Origin of the sequence: Methylorubrum thiocyanatum (genome assembly GCA_014138645.1) — a bacterium.
Lineage (GTDB): Bacteria > Pseudomonadota > Alphaproteobacteria > Rhizobiales > Beijerinckiaceae > Methylobacterium > Methylobacterium thiocyanatum.
Map to the genome: position 1 here is coordinate 77881 of JACJIB010000003.1, position 17631 is coordinate 95511.

The following is a 17631-nucleotide window of genomic DNA, read 5'->3' on the forward strand; positions in this document are numbered from 1 at the left end:
TTTTCGCCCTTGCGGCGGTGGAAGCGGGCCCCTTCGGGGTCCGTTTTCGTTTGCTGAGAGCCTCAGGTCTTGAGCACCGGCTCGGCCACGTCGCCCGCACCGCGCTCGGCGAGATAGTGCGGCTGGAACAGGCACATGCGTACCGCGTCGCGGTAACGGCCGTTGACGAAGAACTCGTCCCTGAGGATGCCTTCGGGGCGGAAGCCGCAGCTCTCGTAGATGCCGGCCGCGCGCTTGTTGTCCTTGTCCACGTGCAGATAGAGCTTGTGGATGTTGAGCACCTTGAACGCGTAGTCGATGGCGATGCGGGTGGCGCGCTTGGCGTAGCCTTTCCCCTGATGATCGGGATGGATCGCGATCTGGAATTCGCAGCGCCGATGCAGGTGGTTGATCTCCACCAGCTCGACCATGCCCGCGGGCTCGCTCCGGTCCGTGGCGATGATGAAGCGCCGCTCGGTCTGGTTGTGGATGTTGCGCTCGTAGAGCTGCGCCAGTTCGGCGAAGGACTCGTAGGCCTCCTCGAACCAGTAGCGCATGATGCTGTCGTTGTTGTTGAGCTGGTGCACGAAGAGCAGGTCTTCGCGCTCCAGGGGTCGCAGTTTGATACTCATGTCCGGTCTCGGCCAGGGCTGAGAGAGGTCTCTCGCGAGGCCTACTCCCATGCCGACCAAGACGGAATGATGAAAGCCGGCTCTCAAATCCCGCGAAGCCCGGTTTCCTCTTGGGCCAGGAGGCGGGCTGCGGCCTCGTCGAGGGCGTCGAGCGGGCCGCGGAAGCGCAGGGCCCGCGTCGGCTCGCCCGCCCGCATCACCAGCACCACCGTCTCGACATCCGGGCATCCGGGATCGGTGCAGGCGATCTCGTTGACGGAGAGGGCGTCGGCCTCGCTCAAGGCGAGCGCAGGCCGCAAGAGCGCCTTCGCCCGCGAGGCCGCCTGCGCCAGTCCGGCGGAGCGGGCGCGCCAATCCTTCAGGCTGATGAAGCCCATCGCGATCAGGCGGCCGCCCGGCGCCAAGCCGGGAACGGGTCGGGCAGGTGGCGGTAGGCGTCGGGATCGAAGCGTGGGGTCTCGGCCGAGCCAACGAGGCAGGCATCCAGCGCGGCGGTGATCGCCGCCCGGTCCATGCCGCGGCCGATGAAGACGAGTTCCTGGCGCCGGTCGCCCCACACCTCGCTCCAGACCGTGTGAAGGCGCTCGCGAAACACCGCCTCCTCGGGCCAGCGCTGGCGCGGCACCGCCGCCCACCAGAACCCCATCGCCCCGATATGCGCGACCGCGCCGGCGAGCGAGAACTCGCCGACCCAGTCCGGCCGGGTCGCGAGCCAGAAGTGGCCCTTCGCCCGGATCAGCCCCGGCCAGGTCGTGTTCGCGAAGGCCTGGAATTTCCGGGGATCGAACGGCCGCCGCGAGCGGTAGACGAAGGAAGTAATGCCGTATTCCTCGGTCTCTGGCACGTGCTCATGCGCGCCATAGAGTTCCTTGAACCAGAGCGGGTGCTCCTGGGCCTTCTCCTCGTCGAACAGGCCCGTATCGAGGATGGCCTCCGGCGGCACCTGACCGTGCGACGCCTCGACGATGCGTGCATCCCCGTTGAGGCCGCGAACCACCGAGCGCACGAGGTCGAGCTTCTCCGGCGCGACGTCGCGGGCCTTGTTGATCACCACCACGTCGGCGAACTCGATCTGCTCCACGAGAAGATCGACCAGGGTACGGCTGTCGTCGGCGCCCGCCGTCTCGCCGCGCTGGCGCAGGAAGTCGTTCGAACCGTAATCCTTCAGGAGGTTCACCGCGTCGACCACGGTCACCATGGTGTCGAGCCGCGCCACGTCGCTGAGCGCATCGCCGGCCTCGTCACGGAACGAAAAGGTGCTCGCCACCGGCAGCGGCTCGGCGATGCCGGTGCCCTCGATCAGCAGGTAGTCGAAGCGGCCCTCGGCGGCGAGGCGGCGCACTTCCGCGAGCAGGTCGTCCCGCAGGGTGCAGCAGATGCAGCCGTTGGTCATCTCCACCAGCCGCTCGTCGGTGCGCGACAGGCCCGCGCCGCCCTCGCGCACGAGGTCGGCATCGATATTCACCTCGCTCATGTCGTTGACGATCACCGCGACGCGCCGGCCCTCGCGGTTGTTGAGCACATGGTTGAGCAGCGTCGTCTTGCCGGCGCCGAGGAAGCCGGAGAGGACGGTGACGGGAAGGCGGCGATCGGTGTGAGACATCGGCATCCACAGGGTGGTCGTGGCAGTGTTATTTTATAACGTTGCATTCGCAGGCTGCCGTCAAGCCGTGCCAACGGAAAAGATGGTCGACTCGTAGACCGACTCGGGAGAAAAGGCCGGGAGCGAGATCAGCCTGAACGAAGGGCCGGTGCGGCGCGTGACCGATGCGGGGCTGCGCCGGTTACCACCGCAGGCGTGCGGCCAGCGTGGAGGAGGGGACGGGTGCGACCCTGGCGGGAGGGACCGGGCGACCGGCGCAGCTACCATCACGGCAACCTCAAGGAGGCGCTGATCGAGGCGGCACGCCGCTTCATCGCCGAGCGCGGCATCGGTGGCTTCACGCTCGTCGACGCGGCGCGCTTGGTGGGTGTGACGCCGGCCGCACTCTACCGCCATTTTCGCGGTCGCGAGGCGTTGCTGGAGGAGGTGGCGGGACGGGGCTTTGCCGACCTCGCTGACCGGCTGGCGCGGGCGCTGGCCGGCCGCGGCACGCCGCTGGAGCGTTTCACCCGCATGGGTGAAGCCTATCTCGCCTTCGCCGAGGAGGAGCCGGGCTATTACGCGGCGATCTTCGAGGTGCGCGGCCACGCGGTCCCCGCGCCCGCCTCGGACAGGCCGAACCCGTTCGACCTCCTCGTCGAGGCCCTGCGCTCGACTTTTCCCGACGGCTTCGACGGCGTCGATCCCCGCTTTCTCGCGCTGGAGGTCTGGGCGCTCTCCCACGGCATCGCCACGCTCTCGGCCGCGGGCCAACTCCCGAAGCCCGGCCCGGACAGGTACGAGTTGCTGCGTGCCGGCGTCCTCGCCCTCGTTCATGGGGCCGGCGGCCGGGTCAAGGAAAAGCCCTGAGCCCCGGCCCTTGAAACGGCCGAGGCGGACCCGCATGTGAATGTTGTTCACATTCACACCCCGGAGTCCTCAGCCGTGAACACGTCCTCCACCTCTCCCTGGTCCTGCGGCGCGTCTCACCGCAGCGGTCCTTTCCCCAAGCGTTCGCTCGAAATCGGCGCCATCGTCGTCGCCTTTGTCTACTGGTGGCCGGTGGCGGTCGCCTACGTTGCCTGGAAGATCGCGGGCTATCCCGCGCTCAGCCAGATGAAGGAGTTCGCCAACAGCGGCGGCTTCAGCTTCGCGGGCGGCTCCGGCCGGTCGCGGTTTGCCCGCGCCTTCGAGGCGGCCACGGGCTCGTCCGGCACCGGTGCCACCTCCGGCAACTGGGCCTTCGAGGAGTATCGCCGGGCCGAGCTGGAACGCCTCGAAGCGCGCCGCCGCGCCCTTCAGGAGGAGAGCCGCGCCTTCGCCGAATTCGTGGAGGAGCTGAAGCGCGCCAAGGACCGCGAGCAGTTCGACGCCTTCATGGCCAAGCGGCGCTCGGAGGGCGGTGGTCCGACGATCAACGCCTGATCGTCTAAAAACCCGAGCGCGATCTGATCTGATGAAGGGCTCCCCGCCGGCAGGTGGGGGGCCCTTTTGTGTGTTGGAGAACAAAGTGCGTGCAGTGCAGCGATTCCATCACACTGAGCGGTTGTCGCCGTGCCGAGCCGCCATAACTGCCGGCACCGGGAACAAGCGAAGCCCGGGCGCCTTGTGAGACACAGGAAACGCCCGCCAGCCAGAACGACGATCGATTCCTTTTCTCCAGCGGAGACCGGTGGCCTGATGCGGCGCGCCCATGCGATGCGGTTCGGCAGCGAGTTTGCCGAGGACGGTGTGCGGTTTGCCCTTTGGGCTCCGACCGCCGCGGATGTGACCCTGGTCGTGGATGGGACCGATCATCCCATTCCCGATGTCGGCGAGGGCTGGCGCCGGACCGTGGTCCCGGGCGTGAAGGCCGGCGCGCGCTACGGCTTCCGCATCGACGGCGATCTGGTGGTGCCGGATCCCGCCTCGCGCTTTCAGCCCGATGACGTCTCGGCACCCTCCGAGGTGATCGACCCCAATGCTTATCCGTGGTCGGACGGCGAGTGGACGGGGCGGCCCTGGGAAGAGGCCGTCGTCTACGAACTGCATGTCGGCACCGCGACGCCCGAGGGCACCTATGCCGCCCTCGAGAGGCGGCTGGACGATCTGGTCGATCTCGGCGTCACCGCCATCGAACTCCTGCCGCTCGCCGACTTCAAGGGCACCCGCAACTGGGGCTACGACGGCGTGCTCCCCTACGCGCCGGATGCCGCCTACGGGCGCCCGGACGAGCTCAAGCACCTGATCGACACCGCCCACTCCAAGGGCCTGATGGTGCTGATCGACTGCGTCTACAACCACTTCGGCCCGGCCGGGAACTACCTCCACGCCTACGCCAAGACCTTCTTCACCGAGCGTCACCAGACGCCCTGGGGGGCCGGCATCAACTTCGACGGGGCGGAATCAGGCCCGGTCGTGCGTGACTACTTCATCGAGAACGCGCTCTACTGGCTCAAGGAATACCACTTCGACGGCATCCGCTTCGACGCGGTCCACGCGATCCTCGACGATTCCGAGACGCATTTCCTGGCCGAACTCGGCGACACGATCCGCAAGACCTTTCCGGATCGGCACGTCCATCTGATCTTGGAGAACGAGGCCAACCAGGCCCGCTGGCTGGAGCGCGACGAGAAGAGTCAGCCGATCCTCCACAATGCGCAATGGGCGGACGACCTGCACCATTGCTGGCACGTGCTGCTGACCGGCGAGGATGCCGGCTATTACGCGAGCTTCGCCGACAAGCCCGTGGAGCATCTCGCCCGCTGCCTCGCCGAGGGTTTCGCCTATCAGGGCGAGCCGTTCCCGACCCTCGACAACCATCCCCGCGGCGAGCCCTCGGCCCACTTGCCGCCTTCGGCCTTCGTCACGTTCCTCCAGAACCACGATCAGGTCGGCAACCGGGCGCTCGGCGAGCGGCTGAGCCACCTCGCCGACCCGAAGAAGCTCGCGCTCGCCCGAGCGGGACTTCTTCTCGCCCCGCAGATCCCGATGCTGTGGATGGGCGAGGAGTGGTCGGCCTCCGCACCGTTCCTGTTCTTCGTGGATTTCGCGCCGGACGAGGAGCTGAACAAGGCGGTGCGCGAGGGGCGCCGCCGCGAGTTCAAGAGCTTCGCGGCCTTTGCCGACGACACCTCGGTGATCCCGGATCCGACCGAGGCCAAGACCTTCGAGGATTCGAAGATCGACTGGGACGAGGCCGAGACCGAGCCGCATCGCGCCATCTGGGCCGATACCCGCAACCTGCTTCAGATCCGCCGGCAGAGCGTCGTACCGCTGAGCAAGAGCCGCTTCCTCGGCGCCAAGGCCGAAATTCCGGCGCCGGGCGTGGTGGATTGCATCTGGCGCTACGAGGACGGTTGGCTGCGCTTCGTCGTCAATGTCGGCGACGAAGAATTCTCCGCGGCTGCGGACGGCGGTCAGGTGATCTGGTCGAACAGTGGCTCGCGGCAGGCTCTGCAGCTGCCGTCCTGGACCGGCGTGTTCCTGATCGGGGGCGCCCAGTGAACTCCGACGTGACCTCTTCAGACGTGAGTGCTTCCGACGTGACTGCCCTCGAACGCCTTGCCGACCTCGTCGGCATCGCCGACGGATTCACCGATGCCTTCGGGCAGCGGGTCGATACCTCGCTCGAGGTCCGTCGCGGTATGCTCGAAGCTCTCGGCTTTTCCGCGGGCGACGACGACGCGATCCGACGCAGCCTCGCCGCCGTCGAGACGGTGCGCGCCAACGTGATACCGCCGCTGCTGGCGGCCGAAGCGCGGCGCGGCCTCCGTGTGCCGGTGCGGATGGGCGTGACCTCCGGTGCCGTGGCGTGGCGGCTCGTCGACGAGCACGACCGCTCCCGCGAGGGCCGTGCCACCCTGACCGCCTCCGAGGACGGCGCCGGCTTCGACTTGCCGCCGCTGACGCCGGGCTATCACCAGCTCACCATCACCGTCGGCGACCGCCGAGCCATGGCCTGGATCGTGTCCGCGCCGCAGAAGTGCTGGCGCCCGCGCGCCTACGCCGAGGACGGCGCCCGCGACTGGGGCCTCGCCGCCCAGCTCTACGGCCTGCGCTCGCCCGCTAACCTCGGCATCGGCACCTACGCCGATGCCGGCCGCGCCGCTCGCGATGCGGCCCTGCGCGGCGCGTCGTTCCTCGGCCTCAGCCCGGCCCACGCCCTGTTTCCGACCGATCGGGCCAAGATCTCGCCCTACTCGCCGTCCTCGCGGCTGTTTCTCGAAACCCTCTACATCGAACCCGGCGCATTGCCCGGCTTCGCCGACAGCCCCGCCGCCGCGCTTCTGGAGCAGTACGGCCCTCGGATCGAGGCCCTGCGTGACACCTCCCTCGTCGATCATGCCGGTGTCTGGGAGGTGCTGTCTCCGATCCTCGAAGCCTATTGGCAGGGATCGGGGGCGCGGGCCGGCACGGATGCCGGCTTCGCCGCGTTCCGCGCGGAGGGAGGTGAGAACCTCGAATCGCACGCCACCTTCGACGCGCTCTCCGAGCATTTCCGGAAGCAAGGCGCGCATTGGCTCGGCGACTGGCCCGAGGAGTACCGCCGGGCCGGTACCGATGCCGTGCGCGCCTTCGCCCGGGAACAGGCCGAGCGCATCGCCTATCACGTCTTCCTGCAACACCTCGCCGACAGCCAGCTCAAGGCCTCGTCCGATCTGGCCCTGAAGGCCGGCATGCGGCTTGGGCTCTACCGCGATCTCGCGGTCGGCGCCGACCGGGGCGGCTCGGAGATCTGGTCTCACCCGGAGCGCTTCGCCAATGGCGTCTCCATCGGCGCGCCGCCGGACCTGCTCGCGCCGAAGGGCCAGGATTGGGGCCTGCCGGCCTTCGATCCGTTGGAGATGGAGCGCGACGGCCTCAAGGCCTTCCGCGCTCTCGTCAAAGCGAACATGCGCCATGCTGGCGCGATCCGCATCGATCACGCATTCCAGCTCGCGCGCCTGTTCCTGATCCCGCTCGGCAGGTCCGCCCGCGAAGGCGCCTATGTGGCGATGCCGTTCGAGCCGATGCTGGCGGTGCTGCGGCTGGAGAGCCACCGCGCCAAATGCCTCGTCATCGCCGAGGATCTCGGTACCGCGCCGGAGGGCTTCTCCGACGCGCTGATGCACTCCGGCATCCTCAGCTACCGCATCCTCGCCTTCGAGCGTGAGCAGGGCGGCGCCTTCAAGTCCCCCGACGCCTATCCGAAGGACGCGCTGACCGCGATCACGACGCATGACCTGCCGACCTTCGTCGGCTGGTGGCGCGGCGTCGATACCGACACCCGGCAATCCCTGGGCCTCTACGATGCCGACCGGGCCGAAGCCGAGCGCACCGAGCGCGTCGCCGAGCGCTGGCGCCTGTCGGAGGCTCTGGCCGCGCAGCAATTGCTGCCGAGCTCCGAGCCGCCGGAGCACGCCCCGTTCGAGGCCGCGGCCCGCTACCTCGCTCGCGCGCCCTCCATCCTCACCGCGGTCCAGTACGAGGACGTTGTCGGCGAACTCTCTCAGGCCAACGTGCCGGGCTCGACCGAGGGCTATCCGAATTGGCGGCGCAAGCTCGACCGGAACCTGGAAGCCATTGCCGCCCCGGGCGGCCCGCTGGCGAAACTCGCCGCCGCCCTGTCGGCGGAGGAGCGCGGGCCCCGCTCGGGTGCCGCGCGCCTCGCCTCGGCCCCGCCGCGGGCTACCTACCGCCTGCAATTCCACGAGGGGTTCACCTTCGCGGATGCCGAGAAGATCGTCCCGTACCTCGCCAAGCTCGGGATCAGCCACGTCTACGCCTCGCCGCTGCAGCGGGCGCGGCCTGGATCGACCCACGGCTACGACATCGTCGATCACTCGCAGATCAACCCGGAGATCGGCGGCGAGGAGGGCTTTCGCAGCTTCACCGACGCGCTTCACGCGCACGGACTGAAGCTTCTGCTCGACATCGTGCCCAACCATATGGGCGTCGGCGGCGCCGACAATCCGTGGTGGCTCTCGGTGCTCGAATGGGGCGGCCTGTCGCCTGCGGCCAATGCCTTCGACATCGACTGGGAGCGGCTCGGCGCCAACGGCAAGCTCGTCATTCCCTTCCTCGGCGAGCGCTACGGCGAGGCGCTGGAGAAGGGCACGCTGGAACTGAAGTTCGACGAGTCCGCCGGCGCCTTCAGCGTCTGGCACTACGAGCATCAGTTTCCGATCTGCCCGCTGCAATACCCGACGATTCTGAACCGGGCGCTCGCGGCCTTGGGCGAGATCGGCGACGACATGTCGGCCGAAGTGCTCTCGATCACCGAGCGCCTGCGGGCGATGGGGGAGGAGACGAATTTCGAGCGCCGTCGGGCCATGCCCGAGGCCGCCGAGGAGCTGAAGCGTCAGCTTGCGGGCGCCGTTCGCGCCTCGCCGCAGATCGCCGCCTCGATCTACCGGGCGCTGCACCTGCTCAACGGCAACCGCGACTATCCCGACAGCTTCGGGCCGCTGCACCGGCTGCTGGAACAGCAATCCTACCGGCTCGCTCACTGGCGCATCGCGTCGAGCGACATCAACTACCGCCGCTTCTTCGATGTGAATTCGCTCGCCGGCCTGCGCGTCGAGCTGTCGGACGTGTTCACCAAGTCGCACGACCTGCTCTTCCGCCTGATCGGCGAGGGCCGGATCGACGGTTTGCGCATCGACCATATCGACGGCCTGGCCGATCCGCTCGGATATGCCCGCGCGCTCCAGGCGGCGGTCGGACCCGGCTTCTACATCGTGGTCGAGAAGATCCTGGAGCCCGGCGAGAAACTGCGCGACTGGCCGGTGGCCGGGACCACCGGCTACGACGTTCTGAACCAGCTCGACGGCATCCTAGTCGATCAGGCGCTGAAGCCGCGTATCGAGAAGTTCTATCGGTGGGCTACCGATATGGACGAGCCTTACGGCTTCCAGTTCCGCGCCGCGAAGGCGGAGATCCTGGAGATCAGCTTCGCCTCGGAACTCGAGGTGATGACCGGCGACCTCAAGCAGATCGCTGATTCCGACCGGCGCAACCGCGACTTCTCTACCAACGCTATCCGCCGGGCGCTGATCGAGATCGTGGCGCGGTTTCCCGTCTACCGCTCCTACCTCCCGGGCGATCTCGACGAGACCGAGATCGAGGCCGAGGACGTGCGGTTGATCGAGGGGGCCGTGCGCAAGGCCAAGCGCTGGAGCGCCCTGCCGGATCGCTCGGTGCACGATTTCGCCGCCGACGCCCTGCTCGGCCGCATCGATCTCGGCGGCGCCGGACATCCGGACCAGCAAGTGGTCCTGCGCTTCCGCCGCCGCTTCCAGCAGCTCACCGGCCCGGTCATGGCCAAGAGCTTGGAAGACACCCTGTTCTACCGCTTCGTCGAACTGCTCGCCCTCAACGAGGTCGGCGGCGATCCCGGCGAGTACGGCATCGACGCCGAGCACTTCCACGCGCTTCAGGCCGCGCGCGCCCGCGACTGGCCGAACGCGATGATCACCACGGCCACTCACGACACCAAGCGCGGCGAGGATGCCCGCTCGCGCCAGCTCGCCCTGTCCGAGTTGCCGGAGGAATGGGCGCGGGCCTGGGATACGTGGCGCCGGGCGTCCGAGCCGCACATCAAGCAAGTCGAAGGCGAACCGGCGCCGGACCCGAATGACCAGTGGATGTTCCTCCAGGCCATCCTGGGCGCGTGGCCGCTGGAACTTCTGGAAGGTGACGACGCGGGCGAGATCGAGACGTTCCGCAAGCGCCTCGACGCCTATGCCGAGAAGGCTTTGCGCGAGAGCAAGCGCCGGTCGAGCTGGGTCAATGTCGACGAGGGCTACGAGGGCGCGGTGCACGCGCTCTTCGCGGCCCTCGTCACTCCCGGCTCGGATTGCCTGAACCGGCTGCGTCCGCTGGTGCGGCGGCTCGCCTTCCTCGGCATGATCGCCGGGCTCGGCCGCACCGTCCTCAAATGCACCCTGCCGGGCATTCCCGACACCTACCAGGGCACCGAGTTCTGGGACTTCTCCTTCGTCGATCCCGACAATCGTCGGCCGGTCGATTACGAGGAGAGGGCTCGGGCCTTGGAGGCCGGCGGTGCGCCCTCCGAGCTGATCGGCGCCTGGCCGGATGGACGGGTGAAGCAGGCGACGCTGGCGCGCCTGCTCGCCGACCGCGCGGCGCGACCGGCCTTCTACGCGGACGCCGACTACCGGCCGCTCGCCGCGGAAGGCGCGCGCGCCGACCACGTCATCGCCTTCACCCGCTCGGCGGCGACCTCCGGCGAGGACGACCTTTTGGTGGCGGTGCCCCGCCTCGTCGCACGGCTGACGCCCGAATCGGGTTGGTCGGGCGAGGCCTTCGCCGGCACGACCCTGACGGTGCCGGACGGCAGCCGCTGGGTGGACGTAATCGGCGGTGGCGAAGTCGCCGCCGAGGGCGACCGGCTCGATCTCGGTCGGCTCTTCGCAACGCTGCCCTATGTGGTGCTGCGGCGGGCTGCCTGAGGCGGCCCGCACGAGATGCCCGTCGATCGGCCGTCCAGGCCGTGACCTCACCGGGTCGGCGGGGGTTTCACGAGAGGCACCCCGCGGCCTCGACCCATCAGAACGCGCTCGGCGAGTAGCGACAAGACGGAGGCGATCCATGAACGCACCGAACACCGCGATGGCGCCCGCGACCCGGACCGGCGCGGAGACAGTGGCCTTGCCCGCCGCCTTCGCCCCCCGCGCGGAGGGCCCGCGCATCTACAACCTGTTCCCGCTGCTGGTCGGGACGGTTTCGGCCTGGACGGCGGAGCTGCCGCGTATCGCCGAACTCGGCTTCAACTGGGTCTATCTCAACCCCTTCCATCAGACCGGCGGCTCGCGCAGCCTCTACGCCGTGGCCGATCTTGATCGCTTGGACGAGCGGTTCCGCGACAGCGACGGCACGTCGGATGACGAGCAGATCGCCCTCTTCTGTCGGGCGGCAGAGTCGCACGGCGTTTCGGTGATGAGCGATCTCGTCATCAACCACACCGCCGACAACGCCCGCCTGTTCCACGAGCGGCCCGATCTGTTCGTGCGCGACGCAGACGGCAAGCCGGTGAGCCCGGCGGCGATCGACCCCGATGATCCGTCCAAGCGTACGGTCTGGGGCGACCTGATCGAGCTCGACTATCATTCCGAGCACGCCCGGGGCGAACTGATCCGCATCTTCGACGGCTATATCGGCAAGCTCCAGCACCTCGGCGTGCGCGGATTCCGGTGCGACGCCGCCTACAAGGTGCCGCCGGAGGTTTGGCGCGCGCTGATCCAAGCGGCCAAGGCGCGCGAGCCGGAGACGCTGTTCGCGGCGGAGACGTTGGGCTGCACCTTCGAGGAGGCGCAGGCGACCGCCGGCGCCGGCTTCGACTACCTGTTCAACTCGTTCGCGTGGTGGAATCTCAAGGCGCCTTGGGCCCTGGAACAGTACGATCGTCTGCGGGTGGTCGCGCCCTCGATCGCCTTCCCCGAGAACCACGACATGGCGCGCCTCGCCGCCGACATCCCCGGCGGAGCCGAGTCCATCGCCCGGCGGCTGAAGACGCGCTACGCCCTCTCGGCTTTCTTCTCGGCCGGCGTGCTGATGCCGATCGGGTACGAGTGGGGCTATCGCCGCGCGCTGCACGTGGTCGAGACCACGCCCGGCTCGCGCGAGCACGACACCGGCATCGACATTTCTGCCTACGTCACGGCGATCAACGCGCTGAAGGCCGAGATCCCGGCCGCCAATGTCGAAGGCGCGCAGATGCGTCTTTCCGCGCCGGACGCGCCCTTCACCGCTCTGTTCCGCACCGACACCGGCCATTCGGCCTCGGCGCATTCGGCGACCCTGATCCTGTACAATCCGGGCGACACGCCCGCGCCGGTCGATGCCGGGCGCCTCATCGAGCGCACCGGCGGACAGCTCGGCACCTTCAACGACCGCACGCCCGATGCCGAGCCGATCGCCTTCCATCCGGGCGCCAGCATCGACCTTCAGCCGGGTGAGTTGCGCATTCTCGTGGCCGAGCGTGCCAAGGTCGCCGCCCCGCCGCCGCCGACGACGCCGGAGGGGAAGGGCCGCGTCGTCATCGAGGCGGTGACGCCGGAGATCGATGGCGGTCGCTCGGCGGTGAAGCGCATCGTCGGCGAGCAGGTGCGCGTCGAGGCCGACATCTTCTCGGACGGGCACGAGATCATCAACGCCGCCATCCTCTCGCGCGTCGTCGGCGAGGAGACGTGGCGGCGCGACCCGATGGTGTTCGTCGACAATGACCGCTGGGCCGGCCACTTCCCGCTCGAAAGGAACGCCCGCTACGAGTTCACGGTCGAGGCGTGGCGCGACGGCTTTTCCTCCTGGGTTCGCGACACCCTGAAGAAGCGCGATGCCGGCGTGGATGTGCGCCTCGAGACCATCGAGGGCGTCGAGCTGATCCAGATCGCGGAGGATCTGGCGACGGGCGCCGACAAGCAGCGGCTCGACGCGCTGATCCGCTCGCTCGGTGCCGAGCCCGGAGGCTCACCCGTCATCCTCGAAAAGATCCTGGCGCCCGAGGCGATGTCGCTGATCCGGCGCAATGCCGAGCGGGTGAACCTGTCGCGCTATCCCGTCAACATCCCGGTCATCGCCGACCGGCTCGCGGCCCGGTTCTCGGCTTGGTACGAGATCTTCCCGCGCTCGCAATCGGGCGATCCGAACCGCCACGGCACCTTCAAGGATGTGATCCGTCGGCTGCGCGAGATCCGCGAGCTCGGCTTCGACGTGCTCTACTTCACGCCGATCCACCCGATCGGGAAGACGAACCGCAAGGGCAAGAACAACACGCTGAAAGCCCTGCCCGGCGATGTTGGCTCGGTCTACGCGGTGGGCTCGGAGGACGGCGGCCACGAGGCCGTGCATCCCGAACTCGGGACGCTGGAGGATTTCCGCCAGCTCGTCGCCGCGAGCCATGCCCACGGCATGGAAGTCGCCATCGACTTCGCGATCCAGTGCTCCCCCGATCATCCCTGGATCAAGAACCACCCCGAATGGTTCGAGTGGCGCCCCGACGGCACGCTGAAATTCGCCGAGAATCCGCCGAAGAAGTACGAGGACATCTCCAACGTCCACTTCTACGGCGGGGCGCTGCCCTCCCTCTGGATCGAGCTGCGCGACATCGTCCTCGGATGGTGCGCCCATGGGGCCCGCATCTTCCGGGTCGACAACCCGCACACCAAGCCGATTCCGTTCTGGGAATGGATGCTGCGCGAGGTGAACGCGGAGTATCCCGACGCGATCTTCCTGGCCGAGGCCTTCACCCGGCCGAAGATGATGAAGAAGCTCGCCAAGGCCGGCTACCAGCAGAGCTATACCTACTTCACGTGGCGCAACACGAAGCAGGAACTGACCGAGTACGCGCTGGAGTTGGCCGGTGAGATGGGCGAGTACTACCGCCCGAACTTCTTTGCCAACACGCCGGACATCAATCCCTACTACCTGCAAACGAGCGGGCGACCGGGCTTCATCGTGCGCGCGACACTGGCCGCGACGCTCTCCTCGATCTACGGCATCTATAACGGCTTCGAGCTGTGCGAGGCCGCGCCCTATCCAGGCAAGGAAGAGTATCTCGATTCGGAGAAGTACGAGCTGAAGGCCTGGGACTATCACCGCCCCGGCAACATCCGCGAGCACATCATCAAGCTCAATCAGGCGCGCCGGGACAATCCGGCCCTGTGGGACTTCCGGAACATCCACTTCACGGGTGCGGGCAACGACAACATCATCGCCTACGCGAAGGTGACGCCGGAGCGCGACAACTGCGTCTTCGTGATGGTCAACCTCGACCCGAAGAACCGCCAGGAATGCACCTACGAGGTGCCGCTCTGGCTGCTCGGCCTACCCGACGACGGGGCGGTCGAGGTCGAGGATCTGCTGCTGGGCTACAAGTTCGAGCTCTACGGCAAGAACCACCGGATCGCCCTCGATCCCGCCGACCGCTCGGCCATCGTCTGGCGACTCCGGCCCCGGCGCTCCTGACGACCCGCCCCGCGCCGAAGCGGCCTCCACTTTCGGCGCGGGGCGCTCTAGATCGGGCGGAATACGGCGGTCACCGTCGTGTTCTCGCCAAGAAGCGAGCCGAGGAAGCTCGCAGTCCGGCGCCGCAGGGCCCGGTTCCGCTCTCGAAAGTGACGTGAGGCAGCGACGGGATGATCGATCGCAGCGATCCGCAGTGGTACCGTGACGCCATCATCTACCAGATCCACGTCAAGTCGTTCTTCGACTCGTCGAACGATGGGATCGGGGACTTCGAGGGCCTGACGCAGAAGCTCGATTACGTCCGCGACCTCGGGGTCACGGCGATCTGGCTGATGCCGTTCTATCCCTCGCCGCTGCGCGACGACGGCTACGACATCGCCGACTACCGGGACATCAACCCGTCCTACGGGACGATGGAGGATTTCCGCCGCTTCGTGGACGCCGCCCACGAGCGGGGCCTGCGCGTCATCACCGAGCTGGTGATCAACCACACCTCCGACCAGCACCCCTGGTTCCAGCGCGCCCGCGAGGCGCCGGCCGGCTCGCCCGAGCGCGATTTCTACGTCTGGTCGGACACGGACGACAAGTATAGCGACACGCGTATCATCTTCCTCGACACGGAAGTGTCGAACTGGACCTGGGATCCGGTCGCGAAACAGTATTTCTGGCACCGTTTCTACAGCCACCAGCCCGACCTGAACTTCGACAATCCGGCCGTGCTGGAAGCCGTCATCGAGGTGATGCGCTACTGGCTCGACATGGGCGTGGACGGGCTGCGGCTCGACGCGATTCCCTACCTGATCGAGCGTGACGGCACGAACTGCGAGAACCTGTCCGAGACCCACGACGTCATCAAGGCGATCCGCGCGGCGCTCGACGTGAGCTATCCTGACCGGATGCTGCTGGCCGAGGCCAACCAGTGGCCGGAGGAGACGGCGCAGTACTTCGGCGACGGCGACGAGTGCCACATGGCATTCCACTTCCCGCTGATGCCGCGGATGTACATGGCGATCGCCCGGGAAGACCGGCATCCGATCACCGACATCATGCGCCAGACCCCGGAGATTCCCGAGGGCTGCCAGTGGGCGATCTTCCTGCGCAACCACGACGAGCTGACGCTCGAGATGGTCACGGCGGAGGAGCGCGACTACCTGTGGTCGTTCTACGCCGCCGAGCGCCGCGCCCGCATCAATCTCGGCATCCGCCGCCGCCTCGCGCCGTTGCTGGAGAACGACCGGCGCAAGATCGAGCTGATGAAGTCCCTCGTCCTGTCGATGCCCGGAACACCGGTGCTCTACTACGGCGACGAAATCGGCATGGGCGACAACATTTATCTCGGTGATCGCGACGGTGTGCGCACGCCGATGCAGTGGTCGCCGGACCGCAACGGCGGCTTCTCGCGGGCCAACCCGCAGAAGCTGTTCCTGCCGTCGATCCAGGATCCGATCTACGGCTACGACGCGATCAACGTCGAGGCGCAGATCCAGGCGCAGACCTCCCTGCTGAACTGGACGCGGCGCATGATCGCGATCCGCAACAATTCGGTCGCGCTGGGGCGCGGCGCGATCCAGTTCCTCTATCCGACGAACCGCAAGGTGCTCGCCTGGATCCGCGAGCACGACAACGAGCGCATCCTCTGCGTCGCCAACCTGTCGCGGGCACCGCAGGCGGTGCAGCTTGACCTGTCCGACCTGCGCGGCGCGATTCCGATCGAGCTGACGGGCGGCACCGCCTTCCCGGCGATCGGCGAGCTGCCTTATCTGCTCACGCTCCCGGCCTACGGCTTCTACTGGTTCTCGCTCTCGGTCGCGAATACCGGCGAGATCGGCCCGCAGCCGCAGAGCCCCGAACTCTTCACCCTCGTGCTGACCGGCGGCGTCGAGACCCTGATCAAGGGCCGCGAACGCACGGCCTTCGAGCGCACCGTGGCGCCGCCCTTCATCGGCTCGCGGCGCTGGTTCGGTGCCAAGGGCTCGCGCATCAAGTCGGTCCAGGTCGATGACAGCGCCATCGTCAAGGACGCCACCGGCGAGGGCAAGTTCCTGCTGCCGCGAGTGGCGGTGACGCTCGCCAACGGCGAACGCCAGGACTACTTCGTGCCGCTCGCCGTCGAGGAGGGCCGCGAGGACGAGACGCTGATGGACCACGCGGTGGCCCGCGTGCGCCGCGGCCCCCGCACCGGCCTGCTCTACGAGGCCGCCGCCGCCGCGCCCTTCACCGTCGCTCTGATCGAGGCCATGCGCGACGGCGTGACGATCCCGTCGGAGCGCGGCAGCATCGTCTTCTCGACCACCTCGGCCTACGATCCGGAAGTGCCGTTCGAGGCCGCCGACGTGCGTCGCCTCTCGGCCGAGCAGAGCAACACCTCCATCGCCATCGGCGCGCGGATGATGCTCAAGCTCCTGCGCCGTCTCCAGCCCGGCACGCATCCGGAGATCGAGATCGGCCGCTTCCTCACCGAGCAGGCGCATTTCGCCAACACGCCCGCGCTCCTCGGCGTGGTCGAGCACGTGGCCGAGGATGGCACCCGCACGGCGCTGGCGCTGCTGCAGAAGTTCGTCCTCAACCAGGGCGATGCCTGGACGCTGATGCTGGAGGGCCTGCGGCGCGACTTCGAGACCGTGGTGCTGGCCCCCGAGAGCGAGGCGCCGACGCCGGAGGACGCCTTCAACGCGCATCTGCGTTGGGCGATCCTGCTCGGCCAGCGCACGGCCGAGCTGCACCGGGCGTTCGCCATCGACACCGACGATCCGGCCTTCGCGGTCGAGCCGTTCGGTGAGGCGGATCTCGCCGCCCTGGCGGACGACGCCCGCTATCAGGCAGCGCGCGCCTTCAAGGGGCTCGATGCGATCACCGCATGGTCGCCCGGCTCGGCGAGCGAGGCGCTCGCCGCCCGCCGCGGTGAGGTCGAGGCGCTCATCGACGAGTTGGCCGCCGGCCCGCTGCGGGGCGCCACCAAGACCCGCATCCACGGCGACTACCACCTCGGCCAGGTTCTCGCCTCCGAGGGCGATCTCGTCATCGTCGATTTCGAGGGCGAGCCCTCGCGGCCGGTGGAGCAGCGCCGGTCGAAATCGACGCCGCTGCGGGACGTGGCCGGCATGCTGCGCTCCTTCGCTTACGGCGCCGAAACGGTGGTGCGCGAGATCGCCGCCCGCTTCGGCGACAGCGAGGAGCGGGCGCGCAACGCGGCGATCGCGTGGCGCGGCATGATCGATGCAGCGTTCCTCGACGGCTATGGGCAGGCGGTGGCCGGCAGCCGGGCGGCGGTGGAGGATGCGGAGACGCATCGCGGCCTGCTGCGTCTGAGCCTGCTCACCAAGGCGCTCTACGAGGTTGATTACGAGGTCAACAACCGCCCCGACTGGATCGAAATCCCGGCACGGGGTGTTCTCAACATACTGGATGAAGCCAAGCGCGACCGCGCTTCGGTGTGACGATCGCGCTCTCGCGCCGGGCTGATACCCGCCCCGGCCCGACAGCGAATCC

The 17631-nt window shown here is 68.1% G+C and carries 9 protein-coding genes; 6 read left to right on the forward strand and 3 right to left on the reverse strand.

Annotated features, from left to right (window positions below):
* Nucleotides 1–62 precede the first annotated feature (62 nt).
* From speG to zigA, 3 genes are all read right to left on the reverse strand, one after another.
* Nucleotides 63–611 (reverse strand): spermidine N1-acetyltransferase, encoded by a 549-nt coding sequence (speG, locus tag HNR51_RS07880; protein ID WP_141951658.1) that lies wholly within the window; start codon nucleotides 609–611, stop codon nucleotides 63–65.
* Nucleotides 612–694: 83 nt separating this feature from the next.
* Nucleotides 695–988 carry a hypothetical protein gene (locus HNR51_RS07885; RefSeq protein ID WP_182554587.1) on the reverse strand — a complete coding sequence of 98 codons (294 nt, stop codon included), beginning with the start codon at nucleotides 986–988 and terminating at the stop codon, nucleotides 695–697.
* Nucleotides 989–993: 5 nt separating this feature from the next.
* Nucleotides 994–2214 carry a zinc metallochaperone GTPase ZigA gene (gene zigA, locus HNR51_RS07890; protein ID WP_182554588.1) on the reverse strand — a complete coding sequence of 407 codons (1221 nt, stop codon included), beginning with the start codon at nucleotides 2212–2214 and terminating at the stop codon, nucleotides 994–996.
* A gap of 222 nt (nucleotides 2215–2436) precedes the next feature.
* Between zigA and HNR51_RS07895 the strand changes: the two genes are divergently transcribed.
* From HNR51_RS07895 to treS, 6 genes are all read left to right on the forward strand, one after another.
* Nucleotides 2437–3063, forward strand: a complete 627-nt coding sequence (locus tag HNR51_RS07895; RefSeq protein ID WP_182554589.1) for a TetR/AcrR family transcriptional regulator — start codon at nucleotides 2437–2439, stop codon at nucleotides 3061–3063.
* 75 nt (nucleotides 3064–3138) lie between these two features.
* Entirely contained in the window at nucleotides 3139–3618 is a 480-nt protein-coding gene (locus HNR51_RS07900; protein ID WP_041371442.1) for a DUF2852 domain-containing protein, read from the forward strand.
* Nucleotides 3619–3873: 255 nt separating this feature from the next.
* Nucleotides 3874–5679, forward strand: coding sequence for a malto-oligosyltrehalose trehalohydrolase (gene treZ / locus HNR51_RS07905; protein WP_182554590.1), 1806 nt, complete (start codon nucleotides 3874–3876; stop codon nucleotides 5677–5679).
* Between the two features lie 8 nt (nucleotides 5680–5687).
* Nucleotides 5688–10628 carry a malto-oligosyltrehalose synthase gene (locus HNR51_RS07910; protein WP_182554591.1) on the forward strand — a complete coding sequence of 1647 codons (4941 nt, stop codon included), beginning with the start codon at nucleotides 5688–5690 and terminating at the stop codon, nucleotides 10626–10628.
* A 139-nt stretch (nucleotides 10629–10767) separates the two neighbouring features.
* A complete protein-coding gene (locus tag HNR51_RS07915) occupies nucleotides 10768–14142 on the forward strand; it encodes a maltotransferase domain-containing protein (protein WP_182554592.1) in 3375 nt (1124 codons plus the stop codon).
* A gap of 170 nt (nucleotides 14143–14312) precedes the next feature.
* Nucleotides 14313–17579, forward strand: a complete 3267-nt coding sequence (gene treS / locus HNR51_RS07920; RefSeq protein ID WP_012454712.1) for a maltose alpha-D-glucosyltransferase — start codon at nucleotides 14313–14315, stop codon at nucleotides 17577–17579.
* The last annotated feature ends 52 nt before the right edge of the window (nucleotides 17580–17631 follow it).